The organism is Pseudomonas sp. LRF_L74, assembly GCF_965644255.1.
Lineage (GTDB): Bacteria > Pseudomonadota > Gammaproteobacteria > Pseudomonadales > Pseudomonadaceae > Aquipseudomonas.
Map to the genome: position 1 here is coordinate 236,820 of NZ_CBFFRH010000006.1, position 26,305 is coordinate 263,124.

The following is a 26,305-nucleotide window of genomic DNA, read 5'->3' on the forward strand; positions in this document are numbered from 1 at the left end:
GTTTCAGAGAAACAGACCAGGCTTGCCCTGACCTTCGGGCATTCTGACGCCGATCTTGCGCACCTTGTTCCCTTCCATCTGGGCGACGGTCCAGGTCAGGCCGTTCCATTCGATCTGGTCGCCGATGATCGGCTGGCCGCCGATCTCATGGACGATCAGGCGACCGAGGGACATGTGGCTGTCTTCGTTGTCGTTCAGCTTCAGGCCGTAAAGGGCGCAGACGGCGGACAGCTCGGCATCGGCCTCGAGCACGAAGTCGCCGAAGAAACGCAGGTCCTGGCCGCGCTGGGGCGCCTGGCTGAACAGCTTGCCGAGGGCCGGCAGGTCGTGTTCGTGGCCGACCACGCACAGCACGTCTCCCGCTTCCAGCACCGTACTGCCAGACGGATGGAGCAGTTCCTGGCCGCGGAACAGCGCGGCGATGCGCGTGCCTTCGGGCATCTTCAGCTCGCGCAGGGCGGCGCCGATGCACCACTTCTCCGCACCCAGGCGGTAGACGAACAGTTCCCACTCGCTGGTCGCATGGATTTCCAGCCCGGCCCGGGAGAACGGTGCCGGCTCCGGCGGTACGGTCACGCGCAGCAGCTTGGCCGCCAGCGGCAGGCTGGCACCTTGCAGCAGCAGCGACACCAGGACGATGAAGAACGCCAGGTTGAAGTACAGCTGCGAGTATTCCAGGCCGGCCATCATCGGGAATACCGCGAGAATGATCGGTACCGCGCCACGCAGGCCGACCCAGGCGATGAAGACTTTCTCGCGGTCATGGAAGGCGCGGAACGGCAGCAGGCCGATCAGCACCGAGAGTGGACGGGCGAAGAGAATCATCCACAGCGCCAGGGCCAGGGCCGGAATCGCGATGGGCAGCAGGTCGTGCGGGGTGACCAGCAGGCCAAGCACCAGGAACATGCCGATCTGCGCCAGCCAGGCCATGCCGTCGAGCATGTGCAGGATGCTGTGGCGCGAGCGGATCGGCCGGTTGCCGAGCACCAGGCCGCACAGGTAGGCGGCGAGGATGCCGCTGCCATGCAGGGCGTTGGTCAGGGCGAAGGTCAGCAGGCCGCCGCTGACCACCAGCAACGGATAGAGGCCGTTGGGCAGGTGGATGCGGTTGACCAGGTTGAGCAGCAGCCAGCCGCCGCCCAGGCCGAGCACCGCACCGATGCCGAATTCGCTGAGCAGGTGGCCGATGAAGGCGATGCTGAAGTCGCTCTGGCCCTTGGCGAGCATGTCGATCAGGGTCACGGTGAGGAACACCGCCATCGGGTCGTTGCTGCCCGACTCGATCTCCAGGGTCGCCGTGACCCGCTCGTTGAGGCCTTTGCCGCCGAGCAGGGAGAATACCGCCGCCGCATCGGTGGAGCCGACGATGGCGCCGATCAACAGGCCCTGCATCAGGTTGAGGTCGAACAGCCAGGCCGCCGCCATGCCGGTCAGGCCGGTGGTGATCAGGACGCCGACCGTGGCCAGCGACAGGGCCGGCCACAGGGCCACGCGGAAACTCGACACCCGTGTGCGCAAGCCGCCGTCGAGCAGGATCACCGCCAGGGCCAGGTTGCCGACCAGGTAGGCCATGGGGTAGTTGCTGAAGCCGATGCCGCCAGGGCCGTCGACCCCGGCGACCATGCCGACCGCGAGGATGATGACCAGGATCGGGATGCCCAGGCGCGAGGAAACCGAGCTCACCAGGATGCTTGCGCCTACCAGCAGCGCGCCGATCAGGAACAGGCTATTGATGGCGGTTGCATCCACGGGGTGAGGCTCCTGGGGTCATGATTCGAGGGTGAGGCGAAGGACATGCAGTGCGCATGCCAGCCTGATTCTAACCCGCAGGAGGCAAGGGGCCGCAAGGGTCTGCAGCGATAAAAGATCGGTAATTCAACTCCTTGGCGTAATGGCGAGATCGCGCGGCCCGGCGGGTTCGCACCATCCTGTGCGAGTCCTTCTGTCGAGCGCCCTTATCCCTGGCAGGAGCTCCTAGGGTCTGTTGACGTTTCGGCGCAAGCCGCGTTGTCGCGAGAAATAACCCCCGGTTAGGCGCAGGATGCAGGCAATGGCCATTCCCTTACCAAGTCCTGCAACGACAGCGGGGGTTATTTCTCGCACAACCCGCAGGGCCGGGCCAGTTTTTACACGATGCAGCGTTACTCGATGGCTCATTTAGCCCACTAAACTTCGCATCTCGCGCCTCGCCTCGTGTAAAAACTGGCTCCGGCGCGGTCGCGACGAAACGTCAACAGACCCTAGCCGCCAGCGACTCCTTTGTTTCTTCCCTCCAGTCCTTCCAGCGGATGCGTTCGTCGCGCACCACCCAGCCGTCCTGGCGGGCGAAGCTTTCCGAGAGCCATACACCGCGCGTGCTGGCTGGGATTGGCGTGCCCTGCTTGAGGGTGAACAGTTCGTCGGTGGGCCGCCCATTGGCCAGGCGCAGCAGGTAGAGGTCCGGGCGACGGCGTTCCAGCTGGGCCACCAGTTGGCCGTCGGTCAGGCATTCGTCGACATGGAACAGGCTGGGCTGGCGGCAATCCCTGGGCAGTTCCAGGGTCATGTCGTAGACCAGTTGCAGCGACGCGGTCGGCAGGTGCACGTAGGCGCGCGGGCGCTCCATCAGGGTCAGGTTGCCGCATTGCACCGGACGCGCCGATCCCGAGAGCGGACTGAGGCGAAAATGACTGGTCTCGCGATAACGCAGGCGACCCTCGTAGGGCGTCGGCAGCCAGGTATCGCCGAAGCGCCCGCCGAGCCAGCCGTCGGCGGTCTCGATCAGGCACTCCTCGGCGACTTCCTGGATGGCGGTCAGCAGTGGCAGGGCGATTTCATGGGCGGGGACATAGCCGGAAATCAGCTTGAGCACCACGTCGCCGCGATCCGGGCGGCGCTGGCGCACCAGCAGCCAGTAGTCCTGTCCTTGCCAATGCAGGGTCAGGCGCACGGAAACGCCCAGGTTGGCCAGCTCGACAGCGAAGCGCGAACCGTCGGCGATCTCCACCGGTTTTCGCCGCCCCAGGGTCTGGCTGAAATTCATTGGCAGGCCGAGGCCGCGGTAGTTGAGGGCGTCCGCGCCGGCTTCGACATAGAGCGGCAGGGTCTTGAAGGTGCCGGGGTTTTTCCTGGCCAGTAGTCTCGGCATGTCGGTTCCTTCGGCTGGCTGCCGCAAGGCTGGCGGGCAGCGAGTGAGTGGAGTGAGCAGTGTAGACGATGGCCTTCACTGCCCAACCTGCGCGCGGGCTTCTACTGCCGGGCGATGACCCGCGCCGCAGTCTCGACATTAGCGGCGAGATGTTGCGGATTGATGGTGCCGACGATGGCGCTGGTGACGCCGGGGTGGCTGAACAGCAGCTCGAAGCTGGCCTCGACCGGGTCACGGCCTTCGGCCAGGCAGGCGTGGCCGCTGGCCAGGGCCTTCTTGATCAGGATGCCCTTGCCGTGGGCCGCGGCGTGATCGAGCACCGGCTTCTCGCCTTGTTCGGCGAGGTTGTAGGTGACCATCGCGCAGTCGCCGTGATCGAGAGCGAACAGCCCGCCCTCGGCGGTCTTGCCGGACAGGCCGAACGCGCGGATCTTGCCTTCAGCCTTGAAGCGCGCCAGTTCTTCATAGAGGCCGCTGTGCTGGAGAATCTGCATGTCATTGCCGTCGGAGTGCACCAGCAGCAGGTCGATGCAGTCGGTCTCCAGGCGTTTCAGGCTGCGCTCCAGGGAGTGGCGAGCATGGGCCGGGCTGAAATCGAAGTGCGACTGGCCTTGTTCGAATTCCTCGCCGACCTTGCTGACGATCACCCAGTCCTGGCGCTGGCCGCGCAGCAGCGGGCCGAGGCGCTGTTCGCTGACGCCATAGGCTGGCGCGGTGTCGATCAGGTTGATGCCCAGCTCGCGAGCCTGGGCGAGCAGGGCCAGGGCGGCTTTATCGTCGGGAATGGCGAAGCCGTTGGGGTACTTCACGCCCTGGTCGCGCCCCAGCTTGACCGTGCCCAGGCCGAGCGGAGAAACGACCAGCCCGGTCGAGCCGAGGGGGCGACGCAGGGCATGCAGGCTCATGGCAGCAGGTTCTCCCAGGCCGGCTCGCCAAGGGGCGGGCGCGGCAGCTCTGGCGCTACAGGGTGGCTGGCGGGTTGAATCGCGTCGCGCGTCAGCGCGGCGAAGACGCGGTCGCTCAGGTCCGGTGACAGTGCCAGCTTGGTCGGCCAGCCGACCAGCAGGCGGCCCTGCTCGGCAAGGAAGGCGTTATCCGGGCGGACCAGGCTGGACTGTGCCGGCTCGGCGCGGTCGACGCGCAAGGTGGCCCATTGCGCGTCGCCAAGGTCGATCCACGGCAGCAGGTTGCCCAGTTCCTTGCGCGCCACGGCGATCTGCTCGGCTTCGCTGCGTGCCACTCCGTCGGCCTCGGCGAGGTCGCCACCCAGGTACCAGACCCATTGGCCGTCGCTCGACGGGTGGGTGGTGACGGTAATGCGCGGCTTCGGCCCGCCGCCCAGGCAGTGGGCGTACAGCGGCTTGAGCCGAGGGCTCTTGAGCATGACCATGTGCAGCGGCCGGGTCTGCTGGCGCGGTTGCTCCAGGCCCAGGGTTTCGAGCAGCCCCGCGTTGCCTTCGCCGGCGCTGAGGACGATTCGCTGGGCGCGGATCTCGCGACCGTCCACGCGCAGGCCGACCCATTCATCGCCTTCGTCGATCGGCTGGATGTCATGTCCGGCCAGCAGGCTGTCGCCGGCCAGCTCGGCCAGGCGTGCGATCAGGCTGGGCACGTCCAGCACCAGTTCGGCCAGGCGATAGACCTTGCCCTTGAATTTCGGATGTTGCAGGGCGGCTGGCAGGGCATCGCCCTTGACCTGGTCGACGCGGCCACGCACGGCCTTGCTGGCGAAGAAACTGGTGAGGTTGCCGGCCAGGGTGCCGGGCGACCACAGGTAGTGGAATTCGGACAGCACGCGCACGCCGCTGAGGTCCAGCTCGCCGCTGCCGATCAGCGCCTCGCGCCAGCGCCGTGGCATGTCGGCGATGGCCTCGGAGGCGCCGGTCAGGGCACCATGCAGCGCATATTTGGCGCCGCCATGGATGATGCCCTGGGACTTCAGGCTTTGCCCGCCGCCCAGCGCGCCGCTTTCCAGCAGAATCGTGGCATAGCCCTGTTGGCGCAGGCGGGCATTGAGCCAGAGACCGGCGACACCGCCGCCGACGATCAGGACATCGGTACTGAGAGCTTGGGACATGCAACGAGGCTCATGGAAAACGGGTTGGCAGTATAACGTCCATGAAAAGCACTGAGGGTGGAAGTACGGTTCGGCGAGCTGTTTTCCGGCGTTGCTTGAGTTTTTTGGATGGCGGGAATGAGGCAATTGCGGACATTCGTTATTCCTCCGTCACTCCCGCGAAGGCGGGAGCCCAAAAAAGCGTTTCTGGATTCCCGCCTTCGCGGGAATGACGGAAGAACGAACGTCCGCTCCTGCCTCAAAGCGGCCCCGCACTCATCGCCATGTATCAATGCCCGCTGGCACCGGAGAACAGCTGGATCACCAGCACGCCGGAGATGATCAGGCCGATACCCAGCAGGGCGGGCAGGTCGAGCTTCTGGCCATAGATGAACAGCGAGGCGATGCTGATCAGGACGATGCCCAGGCCCGACCAGATGGCGTAGGTGACCCCCACCGGAATGCTCTTCATCACCAGGCTGAGCATCCAGAACGCCACGCCATAGCCGAGTACGGTAAGGGCCAGGGGAATCGGCTTGCTGAAGCCCTCGACAGCTTTCAGCGCCGTGGTGCCGATGACTTCCGCGGTGACGGCGATGGCCAGATAGATGTAAGCGTTCATGACAGCGCTCCGGTGAAATTGGCTGGCATTCTGGCATGAGCCGGGGACGACGGGTTGTTCTGCTTCCGTCGTGAATTGTCGTGGCGAACGACCTGGCTTGCAGCGAGGCGCGGACAGACCCTAAGCTGCGCGCCCATGAATAGACGCATCTACACCCTGCTGCTGCACCTGCTTGTGCCTTTGATTGTCCTGCGTTTGCTGTGGCGGGCCTGGAAGGCACCCGCCTATGCGCGGCGTATCGGCGAGCGTTTTGCCCTTGGCCTGCCGGCGATGAAAAAGGGCGGCATCTGGGTGCATGCGGTGTCGCTGGGCGAGAGTATCGCCGCCGCGCCGATGATTCGTGAGTTGCTGGCGCGCTACCCGCACTTGCCGGTGACCGTGACCTGCATGACGCCGACCGGCTCCGAGCGCATCCAGGCGCTGTTCGGTGATCGCGTTCAGCATTGTTACCTGCCTTACGACTTCCCTTGGGCCAGTGCGCGTTTCCTGCGGCGCATCCGTCCGCGCCTGGCGGTGATCATGGAGACCGAGCTGTGGCCCAACCATATTCACCGCTGTGCCCGCCGCGGCATTCCGGTGGTGCTGGCCAATGCCCGCCTGTCCGAGCGTTCGGCGCGTGGTTACGCGAGGTTGCGCAAGCTGACCGCGCCGATGCTCGCCGAGCTGGCGCTGATCGCCGCGCAGACCGAGGTCGAGGCCGAGCGCTTCCGCCAGCTCGGGGCGCGATCCGGCTGCGTCGAGGTGACCGGTTCGATCAAGTTCGACCTGACGGTCGATCCGGCGCTGCAGGTGCGTGCAACGCAGTTGCGGCAGGACTGGCAGGCCGCTGCGCGCCCGGTCTGGATCGCGGCGAGTACCCATGCCGGTGAGGATGAGATCGTTCTCGCGGCTCATCGTCAGGTGTTGGCGACCCATCCGCAGGCATTGCTGATCCTCGTGCCCCGCCATCCCGAGCGTTTCCAGGGTGTCTTCGAGCTGTGCCAGCGCGAAGGTTTCGCCACGCGACGGCGTTCCCTGGACGAGCCGGTGCTCGACGACACCAGAGTGTTGCTGGGCGATACCCTGGGTGAGTTGCTGTTCCTCTACGCCCTGGCCGACCTGGCTTTCGTCGGTGGCAGCCTGGTGCCCAATGGCGGGCACAACCTGCTGGAACCGGCGGCGCTCGGCAAGCCGCTGCTGAGTGGGCCGCACCTGTTCAATTTCCTCGAGATCGCCATGCAGTTGCGTGGGGCTGGCGACTTGCTCGAAGTGGAAGATGTCGAGGGGCTGCAGCGTCAGGTGCGTTCGCTGTTCGACGAGCCGTCGCGGGCCGCTTCGATGGCCGATGCCGGCTTGAGTGTGATCAAGGCCAATCAGGGCGCCTTGGGCTTATTGCTGGCCGGGCTGGCTCGCCTGTTGCCGTCGAAATAGCGCGCGCAGGCTCATCCCGCCGAGGGCGACGACCAGGCACGGCAGCCACACCCAGCGGGCCTCGGACGCCAACACGACCAGGCCGCGCTCGGTGAAGAAGCCCTTCACGAAAGGCGAGACCTCGATGGGGCGCCAAGGCAGGAAGAAGCGCTGCTCACTCCACGGCCATAGCCAGGCTACGCCCATGCCGCCGTCGGTGGCGGCGTCGAGCAGGCTATGCGATGCGGTCGCCAGGCTGATCCAGGCGAAGGCCTTGAGCGGGCCGCAATGCAGCCCGCGGCAGCCGAGCGCGGCCAGCAGTCCCAGGATTCCCGCCAGTAGCAGCGAGTGACTGAAGCCGCGATGGCCGAAGGCATCGGCGTAGGCGATACCGAATTTGAATGCCAGCACATCGGCGTCCGGCAGCAGGGTTGCCAGCAATCCTGCGAGCAGCAGGCGTGGCGGAATCACACGTGGCCCGAGCGCCAGGCCGACTGCCAGGATCGGCAGCGGGTGGGTGATCAGGGTGGTCACTGGCGCTCGTGCATGCGCGCCAGCTGGCGCTCGAGCATGGACGGGTAGGGATCGAGCAGGCGTTCCACGCAACTGCTGCCTTCCGGGCTGGCGATGGCGCGGATACGGGCGCGCTGGCGCACCAGCGGGTCGTCGGCGATATGCCGTTGCACCAGCAGCAGGTTGCGGCTGTGCTGTGACAGCGCCAGGGCATCCTGGGCCAGCTCGCTGAGCAGCAGGTCGGTCTGGCTCGGCGGGTCCAGTTCGTCGCCGCTGGTCAGGCCCAGTTGCAACTGCAGGGTGAGGCCGCTGTCGGCCACCTCGATCTGCAGGGCATGGCCCAGGGCGCGCAGCAGTTCGCCACAGCACAGGGCATGGGTCAGGTAGTCGGCGCCGCTGCTCTGGGTGCCGAACAGCATCAGGCTGCTGCCGTCGTTGAGGGTGTAGAGCTTGCCCTGGTACAGCGACGCGGCCTGGTTCAGGCAGTCGCGATAGCGTTGCAGCAGATCCAGCAGGCGTGTGCGTGGCAGATGGCGCAGTTGTTCCTGAGCGCCCAGTTGCACGGCGAGGATGGCGCTATGGCCGGGGGGCCGGACGACCGGCGTCACCGGCGCCGGCGGGGCGTAGTCATCACGCAGGTCGGCGAAGGCGTCGTCTTCGTCTTCTTCGTCGTCGATGGACTGGCGCGGCGCGGCGTGCTCGTCATCGTCCTGCAGGTCGTCGACCTCGAAGGCCTCTTCGTCCAGCTCCTCGAAGTCCTCCTCGGGCTCGGCCGGCTGTGGCCTGGGCGGTACCAGGCGGGCCTGCAACTGGCGGGCGATGTCGCCGATCTCGTCCTGGCGGCCGGCGCCAGGAGCCGGATCGTCCGGGTCGCGCAGCCAGACCCGCAGTTGCAACAGCGGCGTGGAAATATAGCGGCCCAGGCGCAGGCTCAGCGACAGGGTCAGGGCCAGCAGGATCAGGCTGATCAGCCCCATGCTCTGCAGGCTGACGGTCATCGGTTGCTGGAACTGCGCCATGTCGAGGCTGATGCGCAACTGACCGGCCATGACCTCCTGGAAGGTGATGGAGGTCGAGTACAGGCCTTCGTTATCGTCGCCGAGTAGGCTGTGGCTGGGGCGCGATCCGGCCTCGGCGAGAACACGGCCATCGGTGCTGTAGATGGCGGCGTGGGCGACCAGCGGATTCTTCACCAGATTGCTGAGCAGTACATTGAGGCTGAGGATGTCGTTCGACACCAGCAGTTCGGTGGCCGACGCGGCGGTCTGCGCGGTCAGGCTCTGGCCAACGGCCTCGGCCTGCTGCTGCATGGCCTGCTTGAACTGCATACCCATGACCCAGGCATAGATCAGCAGGGCCAGGGCGACCAGCACCAGGCTGTGACTGGCGATGCGCAAGGCAAGGGGAATCCGCCGCTGACGCAGTGCATTGAAGAGCAGCAGGAAGAAATTATCGGGTTTGACCTGAGAGGGCCGGTTCACAGAGCGCGGCTCTTATGGCAATTGAATTGCCGCGCAGTATACCGGCCACCCCTTGGGGGTCAAACGTCGCACGTGCCCTGTCATCGATGAACTGGGTAGAATGTGGCCCTTTTCACGGGTTCAAGAGCCTTCCCGCGATCTTGCGAGCCAGAGATGAACGGTGGCGAAAAGGACTGAGGCACGGTCGGAGTCGCGGGCGACTTTACTGCACATGCCGCAGTCGTTTTCAGCGCTGTTTGGCCAAGCGTGGGCAGGTTCCGAGGGCCGTTGCCTCATCAAGTATCTGGAGTGAACCGTGCGCGAAATCGTCCTGATCAATATCACCGGGGAAGACCGACCCGGCCTGACCGCCGCCATTACTGGCGTGCTGGCCCAGGGCGGCGTGAATATCCTCGATATCGGCCAGGCCGTGATCCACGACACCCTGTCGTTCGGCATTCTGGTGGAAATCCCGGATACCGCGCAGGCCTCCTCGGTACTCAAGGATGTCCTGTTCAGCGCCTACAAGCTGGACCAGCAAGTGCGTTTCACCCCGGTTGCCGAGGCGGACTACCAGCAGTGGGTCGACGGGCAGGGCAAGCCGCGCTACATGGTCACTCTGCTGACGCGCAAGGTTACCGCCGAGCAGTTGCAGCGGGTCAGCTCGATCACCGCCAAGTACGGCCTCAATATCGACCATATCGACCGTCTGTCCGGACGCATGCCGCTGGACATGCCGGCCGACCAGGGCAAGGGCTGCATCGAGTTCTCCGTGCGTGGCGAGCCGGCCGACGCGGCCGCGCTACGTGCCGAGTTCCTCAGCGTGGCCCAGGAACTGAACGTGGATATCGCCTTCCAGCGTGATTCGGTGTTCCGCCGCAACCGCCGCCTGGCGGTGTTCGACATGGATTCGACGCTGATCGAGGCCGAAGTCATCGATGAGTTGGCCAAGGCGGCCGGCGTCGGTGATCGTGTCGCCGAAATCACCGAGCGCGCCATGCGTGGCGAGCTGGATTTCCGCGCCAGCTTCAAGGAGCGCCTGGCACTGCTGCAGGGCCTGTCCGAAGACGTGCTGATCGATATCGGCGCGTCGCTGCGCCTGACCGAAGGTGCCGAAGTGTTGTTCGCCGAACTCAAGCGCCTGGGCTACAAGACCGCCATCCTGTCCGGCGGCTTCACCTATTTCGCCAAGCAGTTGCAAGCCAAGCTGGGCATCGACTACGTGTTCGCCAACGAGCTGCAGATCGTCGATGGCAAGGTCACCGGCGTGGCGGTCGAGCCGATCGTCGACGCTCAGCGCAAGGCTGACCTGCTGCGTGAACTGGCCGAGCGCGAAGGCCTGCGCCTGGAGCAGACCATCGCCGTGGGCGACGGCGCCAACGACTTGCCGATGCTGGCCCTGGCCGGCCTGGGCGTGGCGTTCCGGGCCAAGCCGCTGGTCAAGCAATCGGCCAAGCAGGCCATCTCCACCCTGGGGCTGGACGGCATTCTCTATCTGCTGGGCTTTCGCGACCGCGATGGGCAGGAATGATGGACATAAAGGTAAGGGCGTCGGGCCATTTCAGGCCTGCCGCTTTTGCCTCGGGCTGGTCCGCCTTCATTCATCCGCCGAGAAGTCGTAATCCATCGACTGGCTCGGCCCCTGCAGATAATGGCCCTGGATGTAGTTGACTCCAGCCTGCCACAGGGTCGCCAGGACACTGGCGCTTTCCACGTAGGGAACGATGGTCAGCTTGGCCTGGGCGTGCAGGCTGGCAAGCATGACCTTCAGCGTTTCCTGGTTCTCCGCCTGGCTCAGGTCCTGGATGAAGGAACCGTCGATCTTGACGAAGTCGACGGTCAGGTGTTTCAGCGTATTGAACGGGTTGAGCGCACAGCCGAACTGGTTGAGCGAGACCTTGCAGTGCAGCTCGGCAAGCCCTTGGGTGAGGGCCTTGGCCTGCTTCAGGTAGGTGACCGCGTCGGCCTCGCCAAGCTGGAACGCCAGGGCATCGGAAGGCAGGCGCGCGGCCTTCAGTGCCGCGCCGAGCCAACTGAGCAGGGTCGGGTCCTGCAGGCTGTTGCTGGACAGGTTGATGAACAGGCGGGTTCTGTTGCCCTTGCTGCGGTGGTCGGCCAGCAGTTTGATCGCGTTGAGGATCACCCAGCGGTCGAGCTTGCTGCCCAGTCCCGACTCCTGCGCCGCGGCGAGGAATTCGGCCGGCGGGACTTCCTCGCCCTTGGGATTGACCAGGCGCAGCAGGACTTCATAGTGCTCGTCGTTGTCGCCGCGCAGGCTGATGATCGGCTGGAACAGCAGGCGGAAACTGTTGTTGTCCAGGGCTTGCTGGACAATCGCGGTGATGTTGCCACGGTTGGCGGCGGCGGCCAGTTCGTCGGCCGGGTCATACAGCTTGAGACCGTTGCCGTCGCTGAGCTCCTCGGCGCAACGGTGGGCCCGGTCGAATGCATCCTGGGCCTTGGTGGTGGTCTCGTTGAGGCCGGCCACGCCGATGGACAGGGTGGCCTGGACGGTACGGCCATTGATGTCGAAGAGGTTGCCTTCGACGTCCTTGAGCAGCTTTTTCAAGGCGTCGATGGTGTGCTCTGGCGCGATGCCAGGGAGCAGGATGGCGAATACGTCATCGCTGAAACGGGCCACCTCGGCATGCTTGCCAAAGTGCTTGCGCAGCAGTTGGGCCAGGTCGGTGAGCAGCAGGTCGGTGTCGGCCAGGCCGATCTCGCCTTGCAGTTGGGTATAGCGATCGACGCGCAGGTAGGCGAGTGTCGCGACCTGGCCATCGGTGACGACGCGCTGGGCGGCGGCATCCATCAGTTCGAGGAAGTGGGTGCGGTTGAACAATCCCGTGACCAGGTCCTGGCTGCTGATTTCACGCAGCTTTTCTTCCAGTTCGGCGTTGTCGGTCTCGTTGCGTATCACCACCTGGATGCACGGCTCGCTGTCATAGGTCGCCTGCGACAGGCTCATGCGGGCCTGGAAGCGCTGGCCGTCGGCCCTGACCCAGTGGCAGGTCAGCTCGGAGGCGCTTTCCTCGCTGCTGTAGTTCTTCAGCAAGTCCTTGAAGGCTGCCTGGTCGGCCGAGTCGATCAGGTCGATCATCGGCATGCCTTCCAGCTCTTCGCCGTCTTCATAGTCGAACAGTTGCAGGTAGGCACGGTTGGCATAGATGTGCATGCCGTCGTGGACGTAGGCAATGGCATCCACAGAGCTGTCGAGCAGCAACTGGCAGCGTTTCTCCGCTTCGCGCAGGCTGACTTCCGCCGCACGCCGGGCGCGGCGTTCCTCGAGGTTGGCCAGTTCGCGGTTGGCGACCAGGATCAGGCGCTCGTCCTCGCCCTGGGGCACGGCATCCTGGGCGCCCAGGGCCAGGGCCTCGGTGATGTCATCGGATTCATTGCCGGCGGTCAGGTGGATGACCGGCAGATCCTTGGCCTGGCGGCGGATTGCGGTGATCGCTTCGTGGGGGGCGAGATGCTCGCTGCTTGGTGCCGTGATCAACAAGTCCCAGGGCTGTTGCAGGGTCTCGGCGAGGTCTTCGCTGGAGGTCAGGCGGTGAACGCGGGTTGCGCGGCCAGCATTGCGGAACAGGCTGACGAGGCGCTCGGCCTCGTTCTGTGAATCCTCGAGAATGAGCAGGCGGATAGTCTTTCGTTCGATAGCCATGGGTTACTTCTGAGAACCTGTTCAAAGTCTGCTGCGCGTCGGTCATGCCGCGTTGAAATCGAGCTTGGGTACGCGTCCAGGCCAGGCGCCCCCATCAAATGCTCGTTTACAACACGTAAATTCAAGCGCGAGCCCAGTACCTTCTTCGCTCGATTCGCGGGACCGCCTTCGGTCTTGCCTGGCTCTAGCCCGCGAGGCTTTGACCGGTTCTTAAAGTGCCGAGCAAGGGGTGAAAAAGGCGACAGACGGGGGAGCCTACAGAGACTTCCAGAGTGAGTCAAAGTCTTCATCCCCGCTCTTGCTGGCGGTTTGCGAGGCTGTGACAGGTGTCCCGGGCGTGGTGTTTTCCTCGTCAAGTTTTCGGTATTCGAACTGGCTGAAACTGCCCGTGCTGGTCTGGCGACGCACCAGGATGGCGCGGGTTTCTTCGCCATTGAGGTTGATCGTGACCTTGTTGCTTTCCTGGAATGGCAGGCGTGGGGTGATCAGGGTCGCCGGGCGCGAGATGGCGCTGATCGCCGGCAGCAGCAGGGCGCGCAGGAACTGGCTGCTCTGCTCGCTCTTGCGCACCAGTTGCAGGCCGCAGGGCTGGGCCAGCGGTGCGATCAGCTCGATGCCCATCTGCGTGCCGCCGCCGCGGACCTGGCGAATCCAGCGCACCACACCGACGCTCCAGGCCTGGCCGGGGGTGTCCTGAATGGCGATCACTTCGCCGGCCTGCATCTGCCCGGGGACTTCCTTGGGCCAGCTCAGGCAATAACCGCCGGGGCTGTGGTTGACGATACCCAGCTCGAAGAGCGGATAGGCATCACCCTGCTTGTCCTGCTCGGGTTCGTCTGCGATCGGCTTGTGGTACTTGATTTCTTCGAAGGGCAGGCCGTTTTCCCAGTCGTTGTTGCCAGGCTGTGCATCGAAGGCATTGGACCAGATGTCCGGCGCGCCGCTGACCGGTTTGAACTGTACGCTTTGCGGCGCCTCGGGCAGCTTGAGCTGGTCGCTGAAACTGCGCTTGCCGCCGAGGAAGAAGTGCACGGCGCTCATGCCGATGCACAGGGTCAGGCTGCCGCGCCCGGGGTTGCGCTGGAAGGTGCGCGCGGCGATATCGCCCCAGGCCGAGCCAAGGTGCTGGAGCAGGTCTTCACTGATGTTTTCCGGGACCCGCAGGAGTTTGTCGTTGCGGTCCTTGGCGTCGGTCAGCAGGTATTCCTTGATCGAGTCGACCAATTGATGAGGGTCGAGGCCGAGCATGTGTTGGCGCTCGCCATCCTTGAACAGCGAGCGATAACGGGGCGGGCCGTCCTGCTGGGGCAGGAAGGCGAACAGGCTGTATGGATCATCGGCCGGCAGCAGCCGGGCGTGCAGGCTCCAGCCTTCGAGTGCTTCCGCCAGGCGGGCGATGCTGTTCTGGCGCAGTTGATTGCAACGTGCACAGCCCAGCAGCAGGGCGGCGAGGTAGACCTGCTCCTGGCTCAGGCCCTTGCCATCCTGGGCCAGCCTGTCGGCGATCTGTCCCTTGTGCAGGCCGAACTGGCGGGCGATGGCATGCAGTTGGTGCAGTTCCAGCCACAGGCCTTCGGGAACCGGACAGTAAAGCTGGCTTGAGCGCACCAGGGGGCCATACAGGCTGTGGCTGGCACGTTGCAGCGCGGCGGCGAGAATCTGCGCGCGGTCCTTGCTGAAACGATCCGCCACGCGCGTGATGATCAGCTTGTAGCCGATCGCCAGATGGTTCTGCAGGGCCTGGCACAGGTTGGCGACCTTGCGCGGGCGTTCGTCGAGGACGATGGACTGGTTGAGGAAATGGCGCTCCAGGTGAGTGCAGACGAAGTACACCTCGGGGCGCAGCAGTTCGAGCAGTTGCAGGCGGATGTCGACCGGAGTGATCACCTGGTTGAGTTCGACCAGGCTCTGGTACAGCTGGCGAGCGGTTTCGCCGATGTTCGCCTTGGGCAGACCGGCAATCCAGCGTTTGAGGTCACGCGGGCTTCCGTCGCAGAAGGAAAGACCCTGCTTGTCGGGGACCGGAACGCGCAAATGCTTGTGTGGGCTCGTCTTGTCCATGCGGGATCTAGTACAGGCTCAGGCTTGGAATGTACGGAACTCTAGCAGCATCCTGACGGCGGTGCAGCCGTCGGGGCTGGGTAGGCTTTCTCATGGCCGTGGCGGCGTGCCAAAGCCCAGGGGCTCAGGTGCGTGGCAGGGCAAGCGCCTCGCCCATGCGCACCGGGGTGCCGGACGCCAGGCCTGCGTTCCATTCGACCTGGTGCGGAGCGAACAGCACGATGGCCGTCGAGCCCAGTTTGAAGCGCCCGAGTTCCGCGCCTTTTTCCAGGTGGATCGGGCCGCGTGCCGCCTCATCGTAACGGACGCTCTTCAACTGGCGCCTGGGTGGCGTGACCAGGCCGGCCCAGACCGTCTCGATGCTGGCGACGATCATGGCGCCGACCAGCACCACCGCCATCGGGCCGCGTTCGCTATCGAACAGGCAGACCACGCGCTCGTTGCGGGCGAACAACTCCGGGACATTCTCCGCCGTGGTCTGGTTGACCGAGAACAGGCGGCCCGGCACATAGACCATTTCGCGCAGGGTGCCGGCCAGCGGCATGTGTACGCGGTGATAGTCCTTGGGCGACAGATAGACGGTCGCGAAATCACCGCCCATGAATGGCGCTGCGCGCTGCGCGTCGCCCCCGAGCAGCTCCAGCACGCTGAAGCTGTGGCCCTTGGCCTGGAAGATGCGGCCTTGCTCGATGGGGCCGAGCTGGCTGATGGCTCCGTCGGCGGGGGAGAGGATCGCGCCGGGCGTCTGGTCCAGCGGACGGGCGCCTTCTTTCAGGGCGCGGGTGAAGAAGTCGTTGAAGTGAGCGTAGGCGGAGAGGTCCTCGACCTGTGCTTCGTTCATGTCGACCTGGTACTGGCGGGCGAACCAGCCGATCAGACGATTCTTGAACCACGCTGCGCGGCATTCGGCGGCGCAGCCGATCAGGCGCGACAGCAGGTGATGGGGCAGCAGGTACTGGCTGAGGATAAACAGGCACTGTTTCATCGATATTCCTTGTTGAGCTCCGTTCTCAGAACCTGCTCACGATCTCGCGAGCTAGAGATAAACGGTGGCGAAAACGGCTGAGGCATGGTCGGAGTCGCGGGCGACTTTACGTATTGTAAATGAGCATGCCGAAGCGGTTTTCAACGCCGTTTAGCCGACGCGCAGCAGATCGTTAGCAGGTTCTCAGCGTTCGACGGGTGTGTCGGGGTGATTGCCCCATTCGGACCAGGAGCCGGCGTAGGCCTTGACTCGCGGATACCCCAGCGCCTTGGCCACCAGGTAGGTGAAGCCGGAGCGGCGATGGGTCTGGCAGTGGGTGATGATTTCCTTGTCGGGGGTGATGCCCTTCTGTTCGAGGAGCTGGCGGATGTCCGTGCGAATGCGCAGGTCGCGGTCGGGGTCCATGCCGTCGGTCCACTCGAAATGGCGGGCGCCGGGAAGGTGACCGCCTTTGGCCGCTAGCACCTTCTCGCCGCGGAATTCCTCGGCGCTGCGGGCATCCCAGATCGCCAGGTCATTGGCACCGAGGCGCTGGCGCAGGTAATCGAGGGTGGCGGTCGGTTCGTCGTGCAAGGTCAGGGTGACCGGCGCGCTGCCTGCCGGTGGCACTTCGCTGGAGACAGCGCGGTCCTCGCCGAGCCAGGCCTTCAGGCCGCCGTTGAGGAAGTGGTAATACGGATGGCCGATCACATCGAGCAGCCAGATGAAGCGTCCCGCCCAGCCACCGCCTTCGTCGTCGTAGACCACGTAGACCGCGTCGGCGCGATGGCCGAGTTCGGCGAACAGCGCCTGCAATTGTTCGAGGTCAGGGGCCAGTCCTGGCGCGGGCGGCGTGCCGCGCTGGGTGCGCTTGCCATCGATGAAGCGCGCACCGGGGATGTGTCCGGCGTCGTAGCGGGCGGCGCTGCTGAGGTCGACCAGAATCAGCTCTGGCGCGTCCAGGCGGGCGGCAAGGTCGGCCGGTTCGATCACCAGCGGCAAGGTGGAGAATGCGGACATGCTGAACCTGTGGCAATCAATGGAAAGGGCGAATTGTATAGGAAACGGCAGTGGCTTGAGGATGAGTGGCAACGCCGCCTGGGCCGGAGTGAACATCCGAGGCGCCCGGCAACGCATTCACGCTGGAAACGCTTCCCGCTTCAGGTTTTCCTGGCGAACGTCGCCAACGCTCGTTCGATGCACTGTGCGGTCTTGCCAAAGGCCTGAAACACATTGTCGCTTATTTCCAGGCCGCCCTGGTCGGCAACGATCAGCATCACCACCCGCTCGTTGCTGGCGATCGAGCGCAGCAGCAGGTGTTCGCTGGGAAACAGGGCTTTCAGGCTGCCGGGCAACAGGGCCGAGAACTTGGCGATATTGGCGGGGGTCAGGCGCAACTGGCCCGGCTTGCTCAATAGATGCTTGAGCACCTGGCTGGTCGCTGGATCGAGGCGCAGTTGCGCCGCTTCCTTCACCAGGCCAACGGCCTGCTGGGCCATCAGGCGGCTCTGGCTGCGGTCGGCCAGAAGAATCAGCGTGCGCGACATTCCGCCGGCTTCCAGTGCCAGGCGGGCGCATTCGGTCAGTTGCAGGACATTACTGAACGGTGACGGGGTGGCCAGCAGGCGGGTGCACTGTTCCTTCCACACGTTGGGTTCGGTCTTCGCCGGCTTGGGGGGCTGCTTGCTGCGCAGGCGGCAATCGCTCCATGGCCAGATCAGGGCGAGGGCCGGATGCCAGAGGCCTGTGACGCTGTGCTGGCGTGCGCTGCTGACGGCATGCTGATGGATGAGTTGCTGGACTTCGCCCAGCGGCACCTGCAGATACAGCCCCGTCAGTTGTTGCCAGCGCAGGGTGTGGGGCGCGCTCCAGTTCTGGTGGCTGGAGATGGCCAGGCCGTTGGCCAGCAGGATGCTGTTGGCCGGCTGGGTGAGCCAGCGCCGCAGGTTGGGATCGGCGTCGAGCATCTGCTGCTGGTGCAACGGGTGCTCGTTGTCGTGCGCGATGTGCAAGGCCTGCACCAGCAGGCGCCGGTCATGGCCCAGCAGGCGATAGCCCTGGACTATCCATTCCGGCAGGCGCCAGCGTTGGGCGACGGTCAGGCCCAGTTGGATAACCGAGACGCCGAGCAGCTCACGCTCGACCCGTCTGGCGGATTCGCCGTCGCCGAGGACCCGGCGTTCCCACTGCTCGAAGTAGTGAGGGTAGGCGTACACCAGTGGCCAGAACGGAGCGAGGAACAGCAGGCTGTTCCAGTGGATTTCCTGCCACAGCCGGGCCAGGCGCGAGGCGAACAGGCCGCTGGCCTGCTGCGAGGCGTGATGACTGATCAGTTGCAGTTGGGCGAGTGCCTGGGGAGGCGGCTCGTTACCGAGCGGCGGCATCTGCGAGACGATGGATTCGGCGCGTTTAAGGCCCAGGCGGTTGAGGGCGACCTCGAGGCTTTCCGACGGCTCGCTGAGGCTGTTGCTGCTTCGATTTGCCGCACGCAGCAAGCCGAGGGCGATGGTCGGGCTGTTCTGGATCAGGTCGGCGATGTCGCGTAGCGAGCGGCGATTGTCGAGCATCGCCCGGCGCACCCGTTCCTGCTGCGTGCTGTCCACGGGCAGGCGTACGCCGTCGAGCTCCTTGAGCCAGGCGTCGAGGGTGCGTGGTGCGTTTTTCGTAGTAGGCATGCAGGTCCGGCCAAAACTGGCTTTTCGCAATAAGTGGCTATAGTCTGGCGCAATAGTTCCGACAAATAGAAGAGCCCGCATGCGGGCCCCTTGAAACCGACCTCTGCAAGCTCATCTACATGGCAAAAATCATCGGCATCATCGTCGTATTCGCCAGCGTCCTTGGCGGCTACGTGCTTTCTCACGGCAAGATTGCCGCCCTTATCCAACCCTTCGAGGTGATGATCATCGGCGGCGCGGCGTTGGGCGCATTCCTGCAGGCCAACCCGGGCAGTGCATTCATGCACATCCTGAAGAAGTCGCTGAAGATGTTTTCTTCGCGCTTCACCCATGCGTTCTACCTGGAAATCCTCAAGCTGCTCTACGAAATCCTCAACAAGAGCCGCCGCGAAGGCATGATGGCCATCGAGGCCGACGTCGAGGACCCAGCCGCCAGCCCGATCTTCAGTAAATATCCGGGCATCCTCAAGGATACGCGGATGACCGAGTTCATCTGCGATTACCTGCGCATCATGTCGTCCGGCAACATGGCACCCCACGAACTGGAGGGCCTGTTCGACATGGAGTTGAACGGCCTGAAGGAGGAACTCGACCACCCTGCCCACGCCGTGGCGCGGATTTCCGATGGCCTGCCAGGCTTCGGGATCGTCGCGGCTGTATTGGGTATCGTGGTGACCATGGCCCTGCTCGGCGAAGTGGCCCAGGCCGAACTCGGCGTGCACGTCGGCGCGGCCCTGGTCGGAACCTTCCTCGGGATTCTCGCCGCCTATGGCTTCTTCGGCCCGCTGGCGGTCAGCCTGGAGCACGACGCCAAGGAAGAGCTGAACGTATTCGAAGCGATCAAGGCCTGCCTGGTGTCCTCGGCTTCCGGCATGCCACCGACGCTGGCCGTCGAGTTCGGGCGCAAGGTGCTGTATCCGGCGCACCGGCCCAGCTTCAGCGAGCTTGAGCAGGCGATGCGCGGTAGCTGACGGATATGGAAAACAACCAGCCGATTATCGTAAAGCGGATCAAGAAGACCGCTGCCGGGCACCATGGCGGTGCCTGGAAGATCGCCTTCGCCGACTTCGCCACGGCGATGATGGCGTTCTTCCTGGTGTTGTGGCTGATGTCCTCGGCTACGCCGGAGCAGAAGAAGGCCATCTCCGGCTACTTCCAGGACCCGGTCGGCTTCACCGAAAGCGCCAGCCCTTACGTCATTGACCTGGGCGGCACGCCCACGCCGGCGCCGGACCGCACCCTCAATCCCGATCTCAAGGATTCGCCGGACGCGCCGGACTCCTCGGTGGATTCGATCAATGACATCAAGGAAACCAAGCCGGATGTCGACGAAGCCGAGAAGCTCGCTGAGCAGATCGAGAAGGAGCGCCTGGAACTGTTGCTCAAGGAGCTGCAGACCAAGATCGACGAGAATCCGCAACTGCAGAACTTCAAGGATCAGATCCTGCTGGAGATCACCCAGGACGGCCTGCGCATCCAGATCACCGACGCCGACAACCGGCCGATGTTCAACCTGGGCAGTGCACAGTTGCAGACCTATTTCGAGGACATCCTGCTGACCCTGGCCGAGACCATCAGGGAAGTGCCGAACAAGATCAGCATCAGTGGCCATACCGACGCCAAGCCGTATTCGGGCAAGGGCGACTTCGGCAACTGGGAGCTCTCGGCCAACCGTGCCAACGCCGCGCGGCGGGCCCTGGTGGCCGGCGGTTATCCGGATGACAGCGTGGCGCGTGTCGTCGGGTTCGCCTCGTCGGCGTTGTTCGACCGCACCGATCCGTTCAATCCGGTCAACCGGCGCATCGATATTGTGGTCCTGACCAAGAAGGCCCAGCGCGCCATCGAAGGTGGCCAGGAGAGCGATCCGGGCGAAGCGTTGCCGCCAACCGAAAGTGCGCCGCCAGCCCAGGGCGCCGCGCCGGCCGCCAGTGCTCAGCCGCAATCCAGGCAGAAATTGAATATCTTCGAGCAGGGCGCGCTGAAGTTCGACGATGTGAAGGAGTGATGAAAAAGCCGCGAGAATCGCGGCTTTTTCATCAGTAGTCGGACTCGGGCAGGCTGGCGATGATGTGCCGGTAACTGGCCATGCGCTGAGGCTGAATACGGCCCTCTTCCAGGGCCATGAGCAGTGCGCAGCCAGGTTCGCGGTCATGTTTGCAGTCGCGGAAGCGACACGTGCCGAGCAGATCCTTGAACTCGATGAAGCCGGCTTCCACGTCGTCGCGGCTGACGTGGCCAAGGCCGAATTCGCGAATGCCGGGGGAGTCGATCAGCTCGCCGCCAGCCGGGAAGTGGAACAGGCGGGCCGTGGTGGTGGTGTGGGTGCCTTTGCCGGTCAGTTCGGACAGCTCGCCGACCCGCGTGTCGACACCTGGAAGCAGGCTGTTGACCAGGGATGATTTGCCGACCCCGGATTGCCCGACGAACACGCTGACGTGACCATCCAGCCTGGCCTGCAACTCGTCCATGCTGGTGCCCTTGTGGGCGGATACTTCGAGCAAGGGGTAGCCGAGCTGGTGATAGGTATCCAGCAGCGGGTCCAGATGGCGGGCGTTGTCTTCGTCGATCAGGTCGGCCTTGTTCAGCAGCAGCAGCGGCTGGATACCCGCATGTTCAGCGGCAATCAGGTAGCGGTCGATCAGGTTGGCGTGGGCGTGGGGCAGCGGCGCGAAGACGATGACGATCAGGTCGACGTTGCCGGCTACCGGCTTGAGCTGGCCGCGCATGTCCGGGCGGCACAGCTCCGAGGTGCGCGGCAACTGTGCGACGATCACTCCGTTGCCCTGGTTGCCGGCGCGCCAGACCACGCGGTCGCCGGTCACCAGTGCCGGCAGGTTGGCGCGCAAGTGGCAACGCTGCACCTGACCGGCCAGCTCGCCCTCCAGCGCCTCGACCTCGACCTGCACGCCGAAGTGGGCGATGACCAGGCCCGTCTGTTCCGGGCCCAGGTCGCCACCCTCCAGCTCGTCGAGCATGCGCGCTTCACGCTTGGCGGCCCGCGCCGCGCGTTCTTCCTGGACCTTTTCGATGCGCCAGTTCTGGCGGCGGGTGAGTTGGCGTTTGGCCATGCTGATTCCGGGGGCGATAAACGGCGGCGAGTTTAGCACGGGCTCAACAAGCGAACGTTTGCAAACGCCTCGTGCCCGCTGATCGGGCGGTCTGGATTGCCAATGCTTTTCCTCGAATGCCGGAGTTGGTAAAACTGCGGCAGATTTCCAGGACAAGCCGATGACTAGCGTTTCACCCCTTCGCTTCCCCGCTGCCCGTGCTCTTCTTGCCCAGGGGCTGGCTTTGTCGATCATGGCCGTCGTGGTCTGGGGGCTGGCCACGTTGTTCTCGACGCGCCTGCCGATCTGGCTGGCGGCGATTTTCCTGGGGCTGCTGGCCGCCGTCATCGGGGACTGCCTGGGGCTGCGCCGCTGGTGGTTGCCGATCAACCTGGTCTTCGTTCCCGCGCTGTTGGCGCTGCAGAGTCGAGCGCTGCCGTCCGCCTGGCTGCTGGCCGCATTCGTGGCGCTCCTGCTGGTCAACTGGAACAGCTTCCGCGAGCAGGTGCCGCTCTACCTGAGCGGTGCGCGAACGCGGCAACAATTGTGTGAGCGGCTGGCGCAATTACCGGCGGACTTTCGTTTTATCGACCTTGGCTGTGGCCTGGGGGCGACGCTGGTCGAGATCGCCAGGCGTTACCCACAAAGCCAGGTGGTCGGCGTGGAAACCGCGCCGCTGGTGTTCCTCGTCGCCTGGCTACGCTGCCTGCCCTGGGGTAACTGCACGGTGCGTTACCGCAGCCTGTGGGATGAGCATCTGCAGCCTTATGACGTCGTCTATTGCTTCCTCTCGCCGGCGCCGATGCCGCGCCTGTGGCGCAAGGCCCGTGAACAGATGCGTGGCGGCGCGTTGCTGATCAGCAACAGCTTTGCCATTCCCGAGGTGCCGGCCCATGAGGTCATCGAACTCAACGATTGGCGCGATTCGCGACTGTTGATCTGGCGGCTCTAGAGGCGACAGGCTGCTAAACTGTGCACCTGAATCGAGGAGTGCATTGCATGCCACAGAACGCCAGCAACCTGATCTGGATCGACCTGGAAATGACCGGGCTTGAGCCGGAGCGGGACGTCATCATCGAGATGGCGACCATCGTTACCGACAGCGAACTCAACATCCTGGCCGAAGGCCCGGTCATCGCCGTGCACCAAAGCGACGAGCTCCTCGCCGGCATGGATGAGTGGAACACCCGCACCCATGGCGAGAGCGGCCTGACCCAGCGCGTACGCGAAAGCCGCATCAGCCAGGCGGAGGCGGAGGCGCAGACCATCGCCTTCCTCGAACAGTGGGTACCCAAGGGCAAGTCGCCGATCTGCGGCAACAGCATCGGCCAGGATCGACGCTTCCTGTACAAGTACATGCCGGCGCTGGAGTCGTACTTCCATTACCGCTACCTGGATGTCTCGACCCTGAAGATCCTTGCCGGCCTGTGGGCGCCGCAGCTCAAGGACGGTTTCCAGAAGCAGGGCAGCCACCAGGCACTGGACGATATCCGCGAATCCATCGCCGAGCTCAAGTACTACCGCGAGCATTTCCTCAAGGTCTGATCGCTGTGAAAGTGCCAGGCCCGTCGCATTAGGATGGGCTTATCGCCTCAGCTTCCGTGCCTGTGCAGCGCCCAGCCGACGTGCTCGCGGACCAGCTCCGACGGATGATCCCGCCGTGCCTGCAAGGCCTCGATGACTGGAATGCTCGACGGCGCATTGCCCAGGCCGACCGCCAGGTTGCGCAGCCAGCGCTCGTAGCCGGCACGGCGCAGGGGGGAGCCTTCGGTACGGCTGAGGAACTCCTCTTCGCTCCAGCGGAACAGCTCGCTCAGTTCGGCGTTGTCCAGGCCGTGGCGTGGCTGGAAGTCACCCTGCTCGGTGGGGCGGGCGAAGCGGTTCCACGGGCAGACCATCTGGCAGTCGTCGCAGCCGAACACCCGGTTGCCGATCAGCGGCCGCAGATCGAGGGGAATGCTGCCCTTGTACTCGATGGTCAGGTAGGAAATGCAGCGCCGGGCGTCCAGTCGATAAGGCCCGACGAAGGCGTTGGTCGGGCAGATATCCAGGCAGGCGGTGCATTTGCCGCAGTGCTCGCTGCCATGCGGCGCATCGATTGGCAGCGCCATGTCGATGAACAGCTCGCCAAGGAAGAACCAACTGCCGGCCTTGCGATTGAGCGCCAGGGTGTTCTTGCCGATCCAGCCCAGCCCGGACTTCTCGGCGATGGCCTTTTCCAGCACTGGCGCGCTGTCGACGAAGGCGCGGTAGCCGAACGGGCCGATTGCCTGCTGCACGCGCTCGGCCAGTTGCTGCAGGCGCTTGCGGATCAGCTTGTGGTAGTCGCGGCCCAGGGCATAGCGCGAAACGTAGGCTTTTTCCGGCTGGGCCAGGCACTCGCTCATGCGCGTGTCGCCGGGCAGGTAATCCATGCGCAGGGAGACTACGCGCAACGTCCCCGGCACCAATTCGTCCGGGCGGGAACGTTTGCTGCCATGGGCGGCCATATAGTCCATCTCGCCCTGGTAGCCGGCGTCCAGCCAGCGTTGCAGGTGCTGCTCGTGTTCGCCCAGTTCCACGTCGGTAATGCCCACCTGCTGGAAGCCGAGTTCGCGCCCCCACGCCTTGATGGCGAGGGCAAGTTCGACGAGGTCGGGTGTGGCGGGATGCATGACAGGCTGAAACCGGGAACGAGGTGCGTATAATTCTGCCACTTTATGGGCATCAGCCCCAATCGGAAGCCTGTGGATATGCCGACAGACGAGACGTCACTGCCGTTGCCTTTATATAGCGCCGCACAGATTCGAGCGCTGGACGCCCGCCTGATCGATGCCGGTACGCCTGGTTTCGAACTGATGCGGCGTGCCGCCCATGCCATCTGGCGTGCCCTGCGTCGCCGCTGGCCGCAGGCCGATTCGCTGACCGTGCTGGCCGGCTCGGGCAATAACGCCGGCGACGGTTATCTGATCGCCACGCTGGCGCACAAGGCCGGCTGGTCGGTGCAGGTGCTGAGCGCGGGTGGAATCGACAAGCTGAAGGGAGATGCGGCTCTCGCCTACGATGAAGCCAAGGGGCTCGGCGTTTCGATCCTTCCATGGAGCGCGCAGGCGCAATTGCAGGGCGTTCTGGTCGACGCCTTGCTCGGTACTGGGTTCCAGGGCGATTTGCGTGAGCCTTACGCGGCGATCATCGAGCGCATCAATGCCAGTGGTCTGCCGGTGCTGGCCGTGGATATCCCTTCCGGGCTGCATGCCGATAGCGGTACGGTGGCGGAGCACGCGGTGCGTGCCGATCTCACCGTTACCCTGATCGGCCTCAAGCTCGGTCTGTTCACAGGTGATGCTCCGGACTGGGTAGGTGAATTGCAGTTCGCTGACTTGCAGGCCGATCCAAGGATCGTCGCGGCGCACCCGTCAAGCGCTGTGCGTCTGGCTGGCGACGCTCTGCCGCGGTTGGCTCCGCGTTCGCTGACCTCGCACAAGGGGCGCTTCGGCCACCTGCTGGTGATCGGCGGTGACCATGGCATGGGCGGCGCTACGTTGTTGAGTAGCGAGGCGGCTTTGCGCGCCGGTGCGGGCATGGTGTCGCTGGCGACCCGTCCTGAACATGTTGCGGCATCCCTGACGCGTCATCCGGAAATCATGTGCCACGCCATCCAGTCGACCTACCAGTTGCCGACCCTGTGCCAGCGCGCGGACGTGCTGGTGGTCGGGCCTGGGCTGGGGCAGGGCGCATGGGGGCGCAGCCTGCTGAGTGCCGCAGCGGCCCAGGATTTGCCCCAGGTGTGGGATGCCGATGCGCTCAACCTGCTGGCCGAACAGGTCGTCAACCTGCCGGCCGATTGCGTGCTCACGCCTCATCCCGGCGAAGCGGCACGCCTGCTGGAGCGCAGCACGGCAGAGGTCCAGTCTGATCGCCCGGGGGCGGCACTGGAACTGGCCAGGCGCTATCGCGCGGTTGTGGTACTCAAGGGCGCTGGCAGCCTGGTGGCTGCGCCGGATGGGCGATTGAGCCTGTGCGATCGTGGTCACCCGGCCATGGCTGGAGCTGGCTTCGGCGACGTGCTGGCGGGATTGATCGGTGCCTTGCGTGCCCAGGCGCTGCCGGCCTTCGACGCCGCGTCCCTGGGGGTCTGGCTGCACGCCACCGCCGGTGAACGCCTGGCGCGTGGTGGGCGGGGCCTGGCGGCCAGCGACCTGACTGCGGCCATTCGTCAGCTACTGGAGGAGCACAGCCCATGCCGGCCCTGAACCTGTACGCCGATGGCGAAGACGCCATGCATGCCCTGGGCGCTCGCCTGGCCGCCGTGACCGGCGGCGTCGGAATCATTTATCTGCATGGCGATCTCGGCGCCGGCAAGACCACGCTGTCACGTGGCATCGTACGTGGCCTGGGGCATGGCGGGGCGGTGAAAAGCCCGACCTTCACCCTAGTCGAACCCTACGAGCTGGAGGGCAAGCGGGTCTACCATTTCGACCTCTACCGTCTGGTCGACCCGGAGGAGTTGGAGTTTCTCGGTATCCGCGACTACTTCGACGGCACCAGCCTGTGCCTGATCGAATGGCCGCAGCGCGGCGCGGGCGTTTTGCCAAAGGCCGACCTGGACATTACCATTAGTCCCCACGAAACAGGCCGCAGCCTTCTGCTGCAGCCCCATACACCGCGCGCCGAAACCTGGTGCACCGCTCTGGCAGGCATATGAACCTGCTGTCCTCGGCTTTGCAGGCAGGCCGTATGACGTCTTT

The 26,305-nt window shown here is 64.7% G+C and carries 22 protein-coding genes; 8 read left to right on the forward strand and 14 right to left on the reverse strand.

The annotated features are described in order from the left end of the window. Positions 1-3: 3 nt before the first annotated feature. From ACSZPK_RS16880 to ACSZPK_RS16900, 5 genes are all read right to left on the reverse strand, one after another. Positions 4-1,749, reverse strand: coding sequence for a potassium/proton antiporter (locus ACSZPK_RS16880; protein ID WP_437882634.1), 1,746 nt, complete (start codon positions 1,747-1,749; stop codon positions 4-6). Positions 1,750-2,230: 481 nt separating this feature from the next. After that, positions 2,231-3,127, reverse strand: coding sequence for a metal ABC transporter ATPase (locus ACSZPK_RS16885; protein ID WP_437882635.1), 897 nt, complete (start codon positions 3,125-3,127; stop codon positions 2,231-2,233). Positions 3,128-3,228: 101 nt separating this feature from the next. After that, complete coding sequence (locus tag ACSZPK_RS16890) at positions 3,229-4,032, reverse strand: aldo/keto reductase (protein WP_437882636.1); 804 nt, start codon at positions 4,030-4,032, stop codon at positions 3,229-3,231. Further along, entirely contained in the window at positions 4,029-5,204 is a 1,176-nt protein-coding gene (locus ACSZPK_RS16895; RefSeq protein WP_437882637.1) for an NAD(P)/FAD-dependent oxidoreductase, read from the reverse strand. Before ACSZPK_RS16895 ends, ACSZPK_RS16890 begins: the two co-directional genes overlap by 4 nt. A gap of 268 nt (positions 5,205-5,472) precedes the next feature. After that, positions 5,473-5,805 (reverse strand): DMT family transporter, encoded by a 333-nt coding sequence (locus ACSZPK_RS16900; RefSeq protein ID WP_437882638.1) that lies wholly within the window; start codon positions 5,803-5,805, stop codon positions 5,473-5,475. A 135-nt stretch (positions 5,806-5,940) separates the two neighbouring features. Between ACSZPK_RS16900 and waaA the strand changes: the two genes are divergently transcribed. Continuing rightward, positions 5,941-7,215 (forward strand): lipid IV(A) 3-deoxy-D-manno-octulosonic acid transferase, encoded by a 1,275-nt coding sequence (waaA, locus tag ACSZPK_RS16905; protein WP_437882639.1) that lies wholly within the window; start codon positions 5,941-5,943, stop codon positions 7,213-7,215. On the opposite strand, the gene ACSZPK_RS16910 is transcribed toward waaA, so the two are convergent. Together ACSZPK_RS16910 and ACSZPK_RS16915 are read right to left on the reverse strand one after the other, a co-directional pair. Next, on the reverse strand, positions 7,174-7,728 hold the full coding sequence (locus ACSZPK_RS16910; protein ID WP_437882640.1) for a metal-dependent hydrolase: 555 nt from the start codon (positions 7,726-7,728) through the stop codon (positions 7,174-7,176). The genes waaA and ACSZPK_RS16910 overlap by 42 nt on opposite strands. Continuing rightward, positions 7,725-9,188, reverse strand: coding sequence for an AhpA/YtjB family protein (locus ACSZPK_RS16915; RefSeq protein ID WP_437882641.1), 1,464 nt, complete (start codon positions 9,186-9,188; stop codon positions 7,725-7,727). Before ACSZPK_RS16915 ends, ACSZPK_RS16910 begins: the two co-directional genes overlap by 4 nt. Positions 9,189-9,483: 295 nt before the next feature. Here ACSZPK_RS16915 and serB point away from each other — a divergent pair, with 295 nt between their 5' ends. After that, positions 9,484-10,698: a phosphoserine phosphatase SerB gene (serB, locus tag ACSZPK_RS16920; protein WP_437882642.1), complete on the forward strand. Its 1,215-nt coding sequence runs from the start codon at positions 9,484-9,486 to the stop codon at positions 10,696-10,698. Between the two features lie 66 nt (positions 10,699-10,764). Here serB and ACSZPK_RS16925 read toward each other — a convergent pair whose 3' ends face one another. The 5 genes from ACSZPK_RS16925 to ACSZPK_RS16945 form a co-directional block, all read right to left on the reverse strand. Beyond that, positions 10,765-12,831 carry an EAL domain-containing protein gene (locus tag ACSZPK_RS16925; protein WP_437882643.1) on the reverse strand — a complete coding sequence of 689 codons (2,067 nt, stop codon included), beginning with the start codon at positions 12,829-12,831 and terminating at the stop codon, positions 10,765-10,767. 255 nt (positions 12,832-13,086) lie between these two features. Continuing rightward, positions 13,087-14,892: a molecular chaperone gene (locus ACSZPK_RS16930; protein WP_437882644.1), complete on the reverse strand. Its 1,806-nt coding sequence runs from the start codon at positions 14,890-14,892 to the stop codon at positions 13,087-13,089. Positions 14,893-15,016: 124 nt separating this feature from the next. Beyond that, the gene (asd, locus tag ACSZPK_RS16935) at positions 15,017-15,883 is read right to left on the reverse strand and encodes an archaetidylserine decarboxylase (protein WP_437882872.1); all 867 of its coding nucleotides are present in this window, start codon (positions 15,881-15,883) and stop codon (positions 15,017-15,019) included. Between the two features lie 177 nt (positions 15,884-16,060). Further along, positions 16,061-16,876 (reverse strand): rhodanese-like domain-containing protein, encoded by an 816-nt coding sequence (locus ACSZPK_RS16940; RefSeq protein ID WP_437882645.1) that lies wholly within the window; start codon positions 16,874-16,876, stop codon positions 16,061-16,063. 140 nt (positions 16,877-17,016) lie between these two features. After that, complete coding sequence (locus tag ACSZPK_RS16945; RefSeq protein ID WP_437882646.1) at positions 17,017-18,531, reverse strand: HDOD domain-containing protein; 1,515 nt, start codon at positions 18,529-18,531, stop codon at positions 17,017-17,019. A gap of 119 nt (positions 18,532-18,650) precedes the next feature. On the opposite strand from ACSZPK_RS16945, the gene motA reads away from it, so the two are divergent. Next, the gene (gene motA, locus ACSZPK_RS16950) at positions 18,651-19,502 is read left to right on the forward strand and encodes a flagellar motor stator protein MotA (protein ID WP_437882647.1); all 852 of its coding nucleotides are present in this window, start codon (positions 18,651-18,653) and stop codon (positions 19,500-19,502) included. 5 nt (positions 19,503-19,507) lie between these two features. Further along, a complete protein-coding gene (gene motB, locus ACSZPK_RS16955) occupies positions 19,508-20,536 on the forward strand; it encodes a flagellar motor protein MotB (RefSeq protein WP_437882648.1) in 1,029 nt (342 codons plus the stop codon). A 31-nt stretch (positions 20,537-20,567) separates the two neighbouring features. Here the strand turns inward: motB and rsgA are convergent, their stop codons facing one another. Beyond that, entirely contained in the window at positions 20,568-21,599 is a 1,032-nt protein-coding gene (rsgA, locus tag ACSZPK_RS16960; protein ID WP_437882649.1) for a small ribosomal subunit biogenesis GTPase RsgA, read from the reverse strand. Positions 21,600-21,759: 160 nt separating this feature from the next. Between rsgA and ACSZPK_RS16965 the strand changes: the two genes are divergently transcribed. Then, positions 21,760-22,530 carry a class I SAM-dependent methyltransferase gene (locus tag ACSZPK_RS16965; protein WP_437882650.1) on the forward strand — a complete coding sequence of 257 codons (771 nt, stop codon included), beginning with the start codon at positions 21,760-21,762 and terminating at the stop codon, positions 22,528-22,530. A 47-nt stretch (positions 22,531-22,577) separates the two neighbouring features. Further along, entirely contained in the window at positions 22,578-23,123 is a 546-nt protein-coding gene (gene orn, locus ACSZPK_RS16970; protein WP_437882651.1) for an oligoribonuclease, read from the forward strand. A gap of 47 nt (positions 23,124-23,170) precedes the next feature. Here the strand turns inward: orn and queG are convergent, their stop codons facing one another. Next, on the reverse strand, positions 23,171-24,232 hold the full coding sequence (queG, locus tag ACSZPK_RS16975) for a tRNA epoxyqueuosine(34) reductase QueG (protein ID WP_437882652.1): 1,062 nt from the start codon (positions 24,230-24,232) through the stop codon (positions 23,171-23,173). A gap of 78 nt (positions 24,233-24,310) precedes the next feature. Here queG and ACSZPK_RS16980 point away from each other — a divergent pair, with 78 nt between their 5' ends. After that, entirely contained in the window at positions 24,311-25,810 is a 1,500-nt protein-coding gene (locus ACSZPK_RS16980; protein WP_437882653.1) for an NAD(P)H-hydrate dehydratase, read from the forward strand. Further along, complete coding sequence (gene tsaE / locus ACSZPK_RS16985; RefSeq protein WP_437882654.1) at positions 25,798-26,262, forward strand: tRNA (adenosine(37)-N6)-threonylcarbamoyltransferase complex ATPase subunit type 1 TsaE; 465 nt, start codon at positions 25,798-25,800, stop codon at positions 26,260-26,262. The genes ACSZPK_RS16980 and tsaE overlap by 13 nt, the downstream gene beginning before the upstream one ends. Positions 26,263-26,305: the final 43 nt, after the last annotated feature.

Coding starts and splice junctions, on each gene's coding strand:
- ACSZPK_RS16885 (WP_437882635.1), bottom strand. CDS start 3,127: ATGCCGAGACTACTGGCCAGGAAAAACCCCGGCACCTTCAAGACCCTG.
- ACSZPK_RS16980 (WP_437882653.1), top strand. CDS start 24,311: ATGCCGACAGACGAGACGTCACTGCCGTTGCCTTTATATAGCGCCGCA.
- ACSZPK_RS16940 (WP_437882645.1), bottom strand. CDS start 16,876: ATGTCCGCATTCTCCACCTTGCCGCTGGTGATCGAACCGGCCGACCTT.
- ACSZPK_RS16945 (WP_437882646.1), bottom strand. CDS start 18,531: ATGCCTACTACGAAAAACGCACCACGCACCCTCGACGCCTGGCTCAAG.
- orn (WP_437882651.1), top strand. CDS start 22,578: ATGCCACAGAACGCCAGCAACCTGATCTGGATCGACCTGGAAATGACC.
- ACSZPK_RS16965 (WP_437882650.1), top strand. CDS start 21,760: ATGACTAGCGTTTCACCCCTTCGCTTCCCCGCTGCCCGTGCTCTTCTT.
- ACSZPK_RS16900 (WP_437882638.1), bottom strand. CDS start 5,805: ATGAACGCTTACATCTATCTGGCCATCGCCGTCACCGCGGAAGTCATC.
- ACSZPK_RS16925 (WP_437882643.1), bottom strand. CDS start 12,831: ATGGCTATCGAACGAAAGACTATCCGCCTGCTCATTCTCGAGGATTCA.
- ACSZPK_RS16930 (WP_437882644.1), bottom strand. CDS start 14,892: ATGGACAAGACGAGCCCACACAAGCATTTGCGCGTTCCGGTCCCCGAC.
- tsaE (WP_437882654.1), top strand. CDS start 25,798: ATGCCGGCCCTGAACCTGTACGCCGATGGCGAAGACGCCATGCATGCC.
- queG (WP_437882652.1), bottom strand. CDS start 24,232: ATGCATCCCGCCACACCCGACCTCGTCGAACTTGCCCTCGCCATCAAG.
- motA (WP_437882647.1), top strand. CDS start 18,651: ATGGCAAAAATCATCGGCATCATCGTCGTATTCGCCAGCGTCCTTGGC.
- motB (WP_437882648.1), top strand. CDS start 19,508: ATGGAAAACAACCAGCCGATTATCGTAAAGCGGATCAAGAAGACCGCT.
- ACSZPK_RS16890 (WP_437882636.1), bottom strand. CDS start 4,032: ATGAGCCTGCATGCCCTGCGTCGCCCCCTCGGCTCGACCGGGCTGGTC.
- rsgA (WP_437882649.1), bottom strand. CDS start 21,599: ATGGCCAAACGCCAACTCACCCGCCGCCAGAACTGGCGCATCGAAAAG.
- ACSZPK_RS16895 (WP_437882637.1), bottom strand. CDS start 5,204: ATGTCCCAAGCTCTCAGTACCGATGTCCTGATCGTCGGCGGCGGTGTC.
- waaA (WP_437882639.1), top strand. CDS start 5,941: ATGAATAGACGCATCTACACCCTGCTGCTGCACCTGCTTGTGCCTTTG.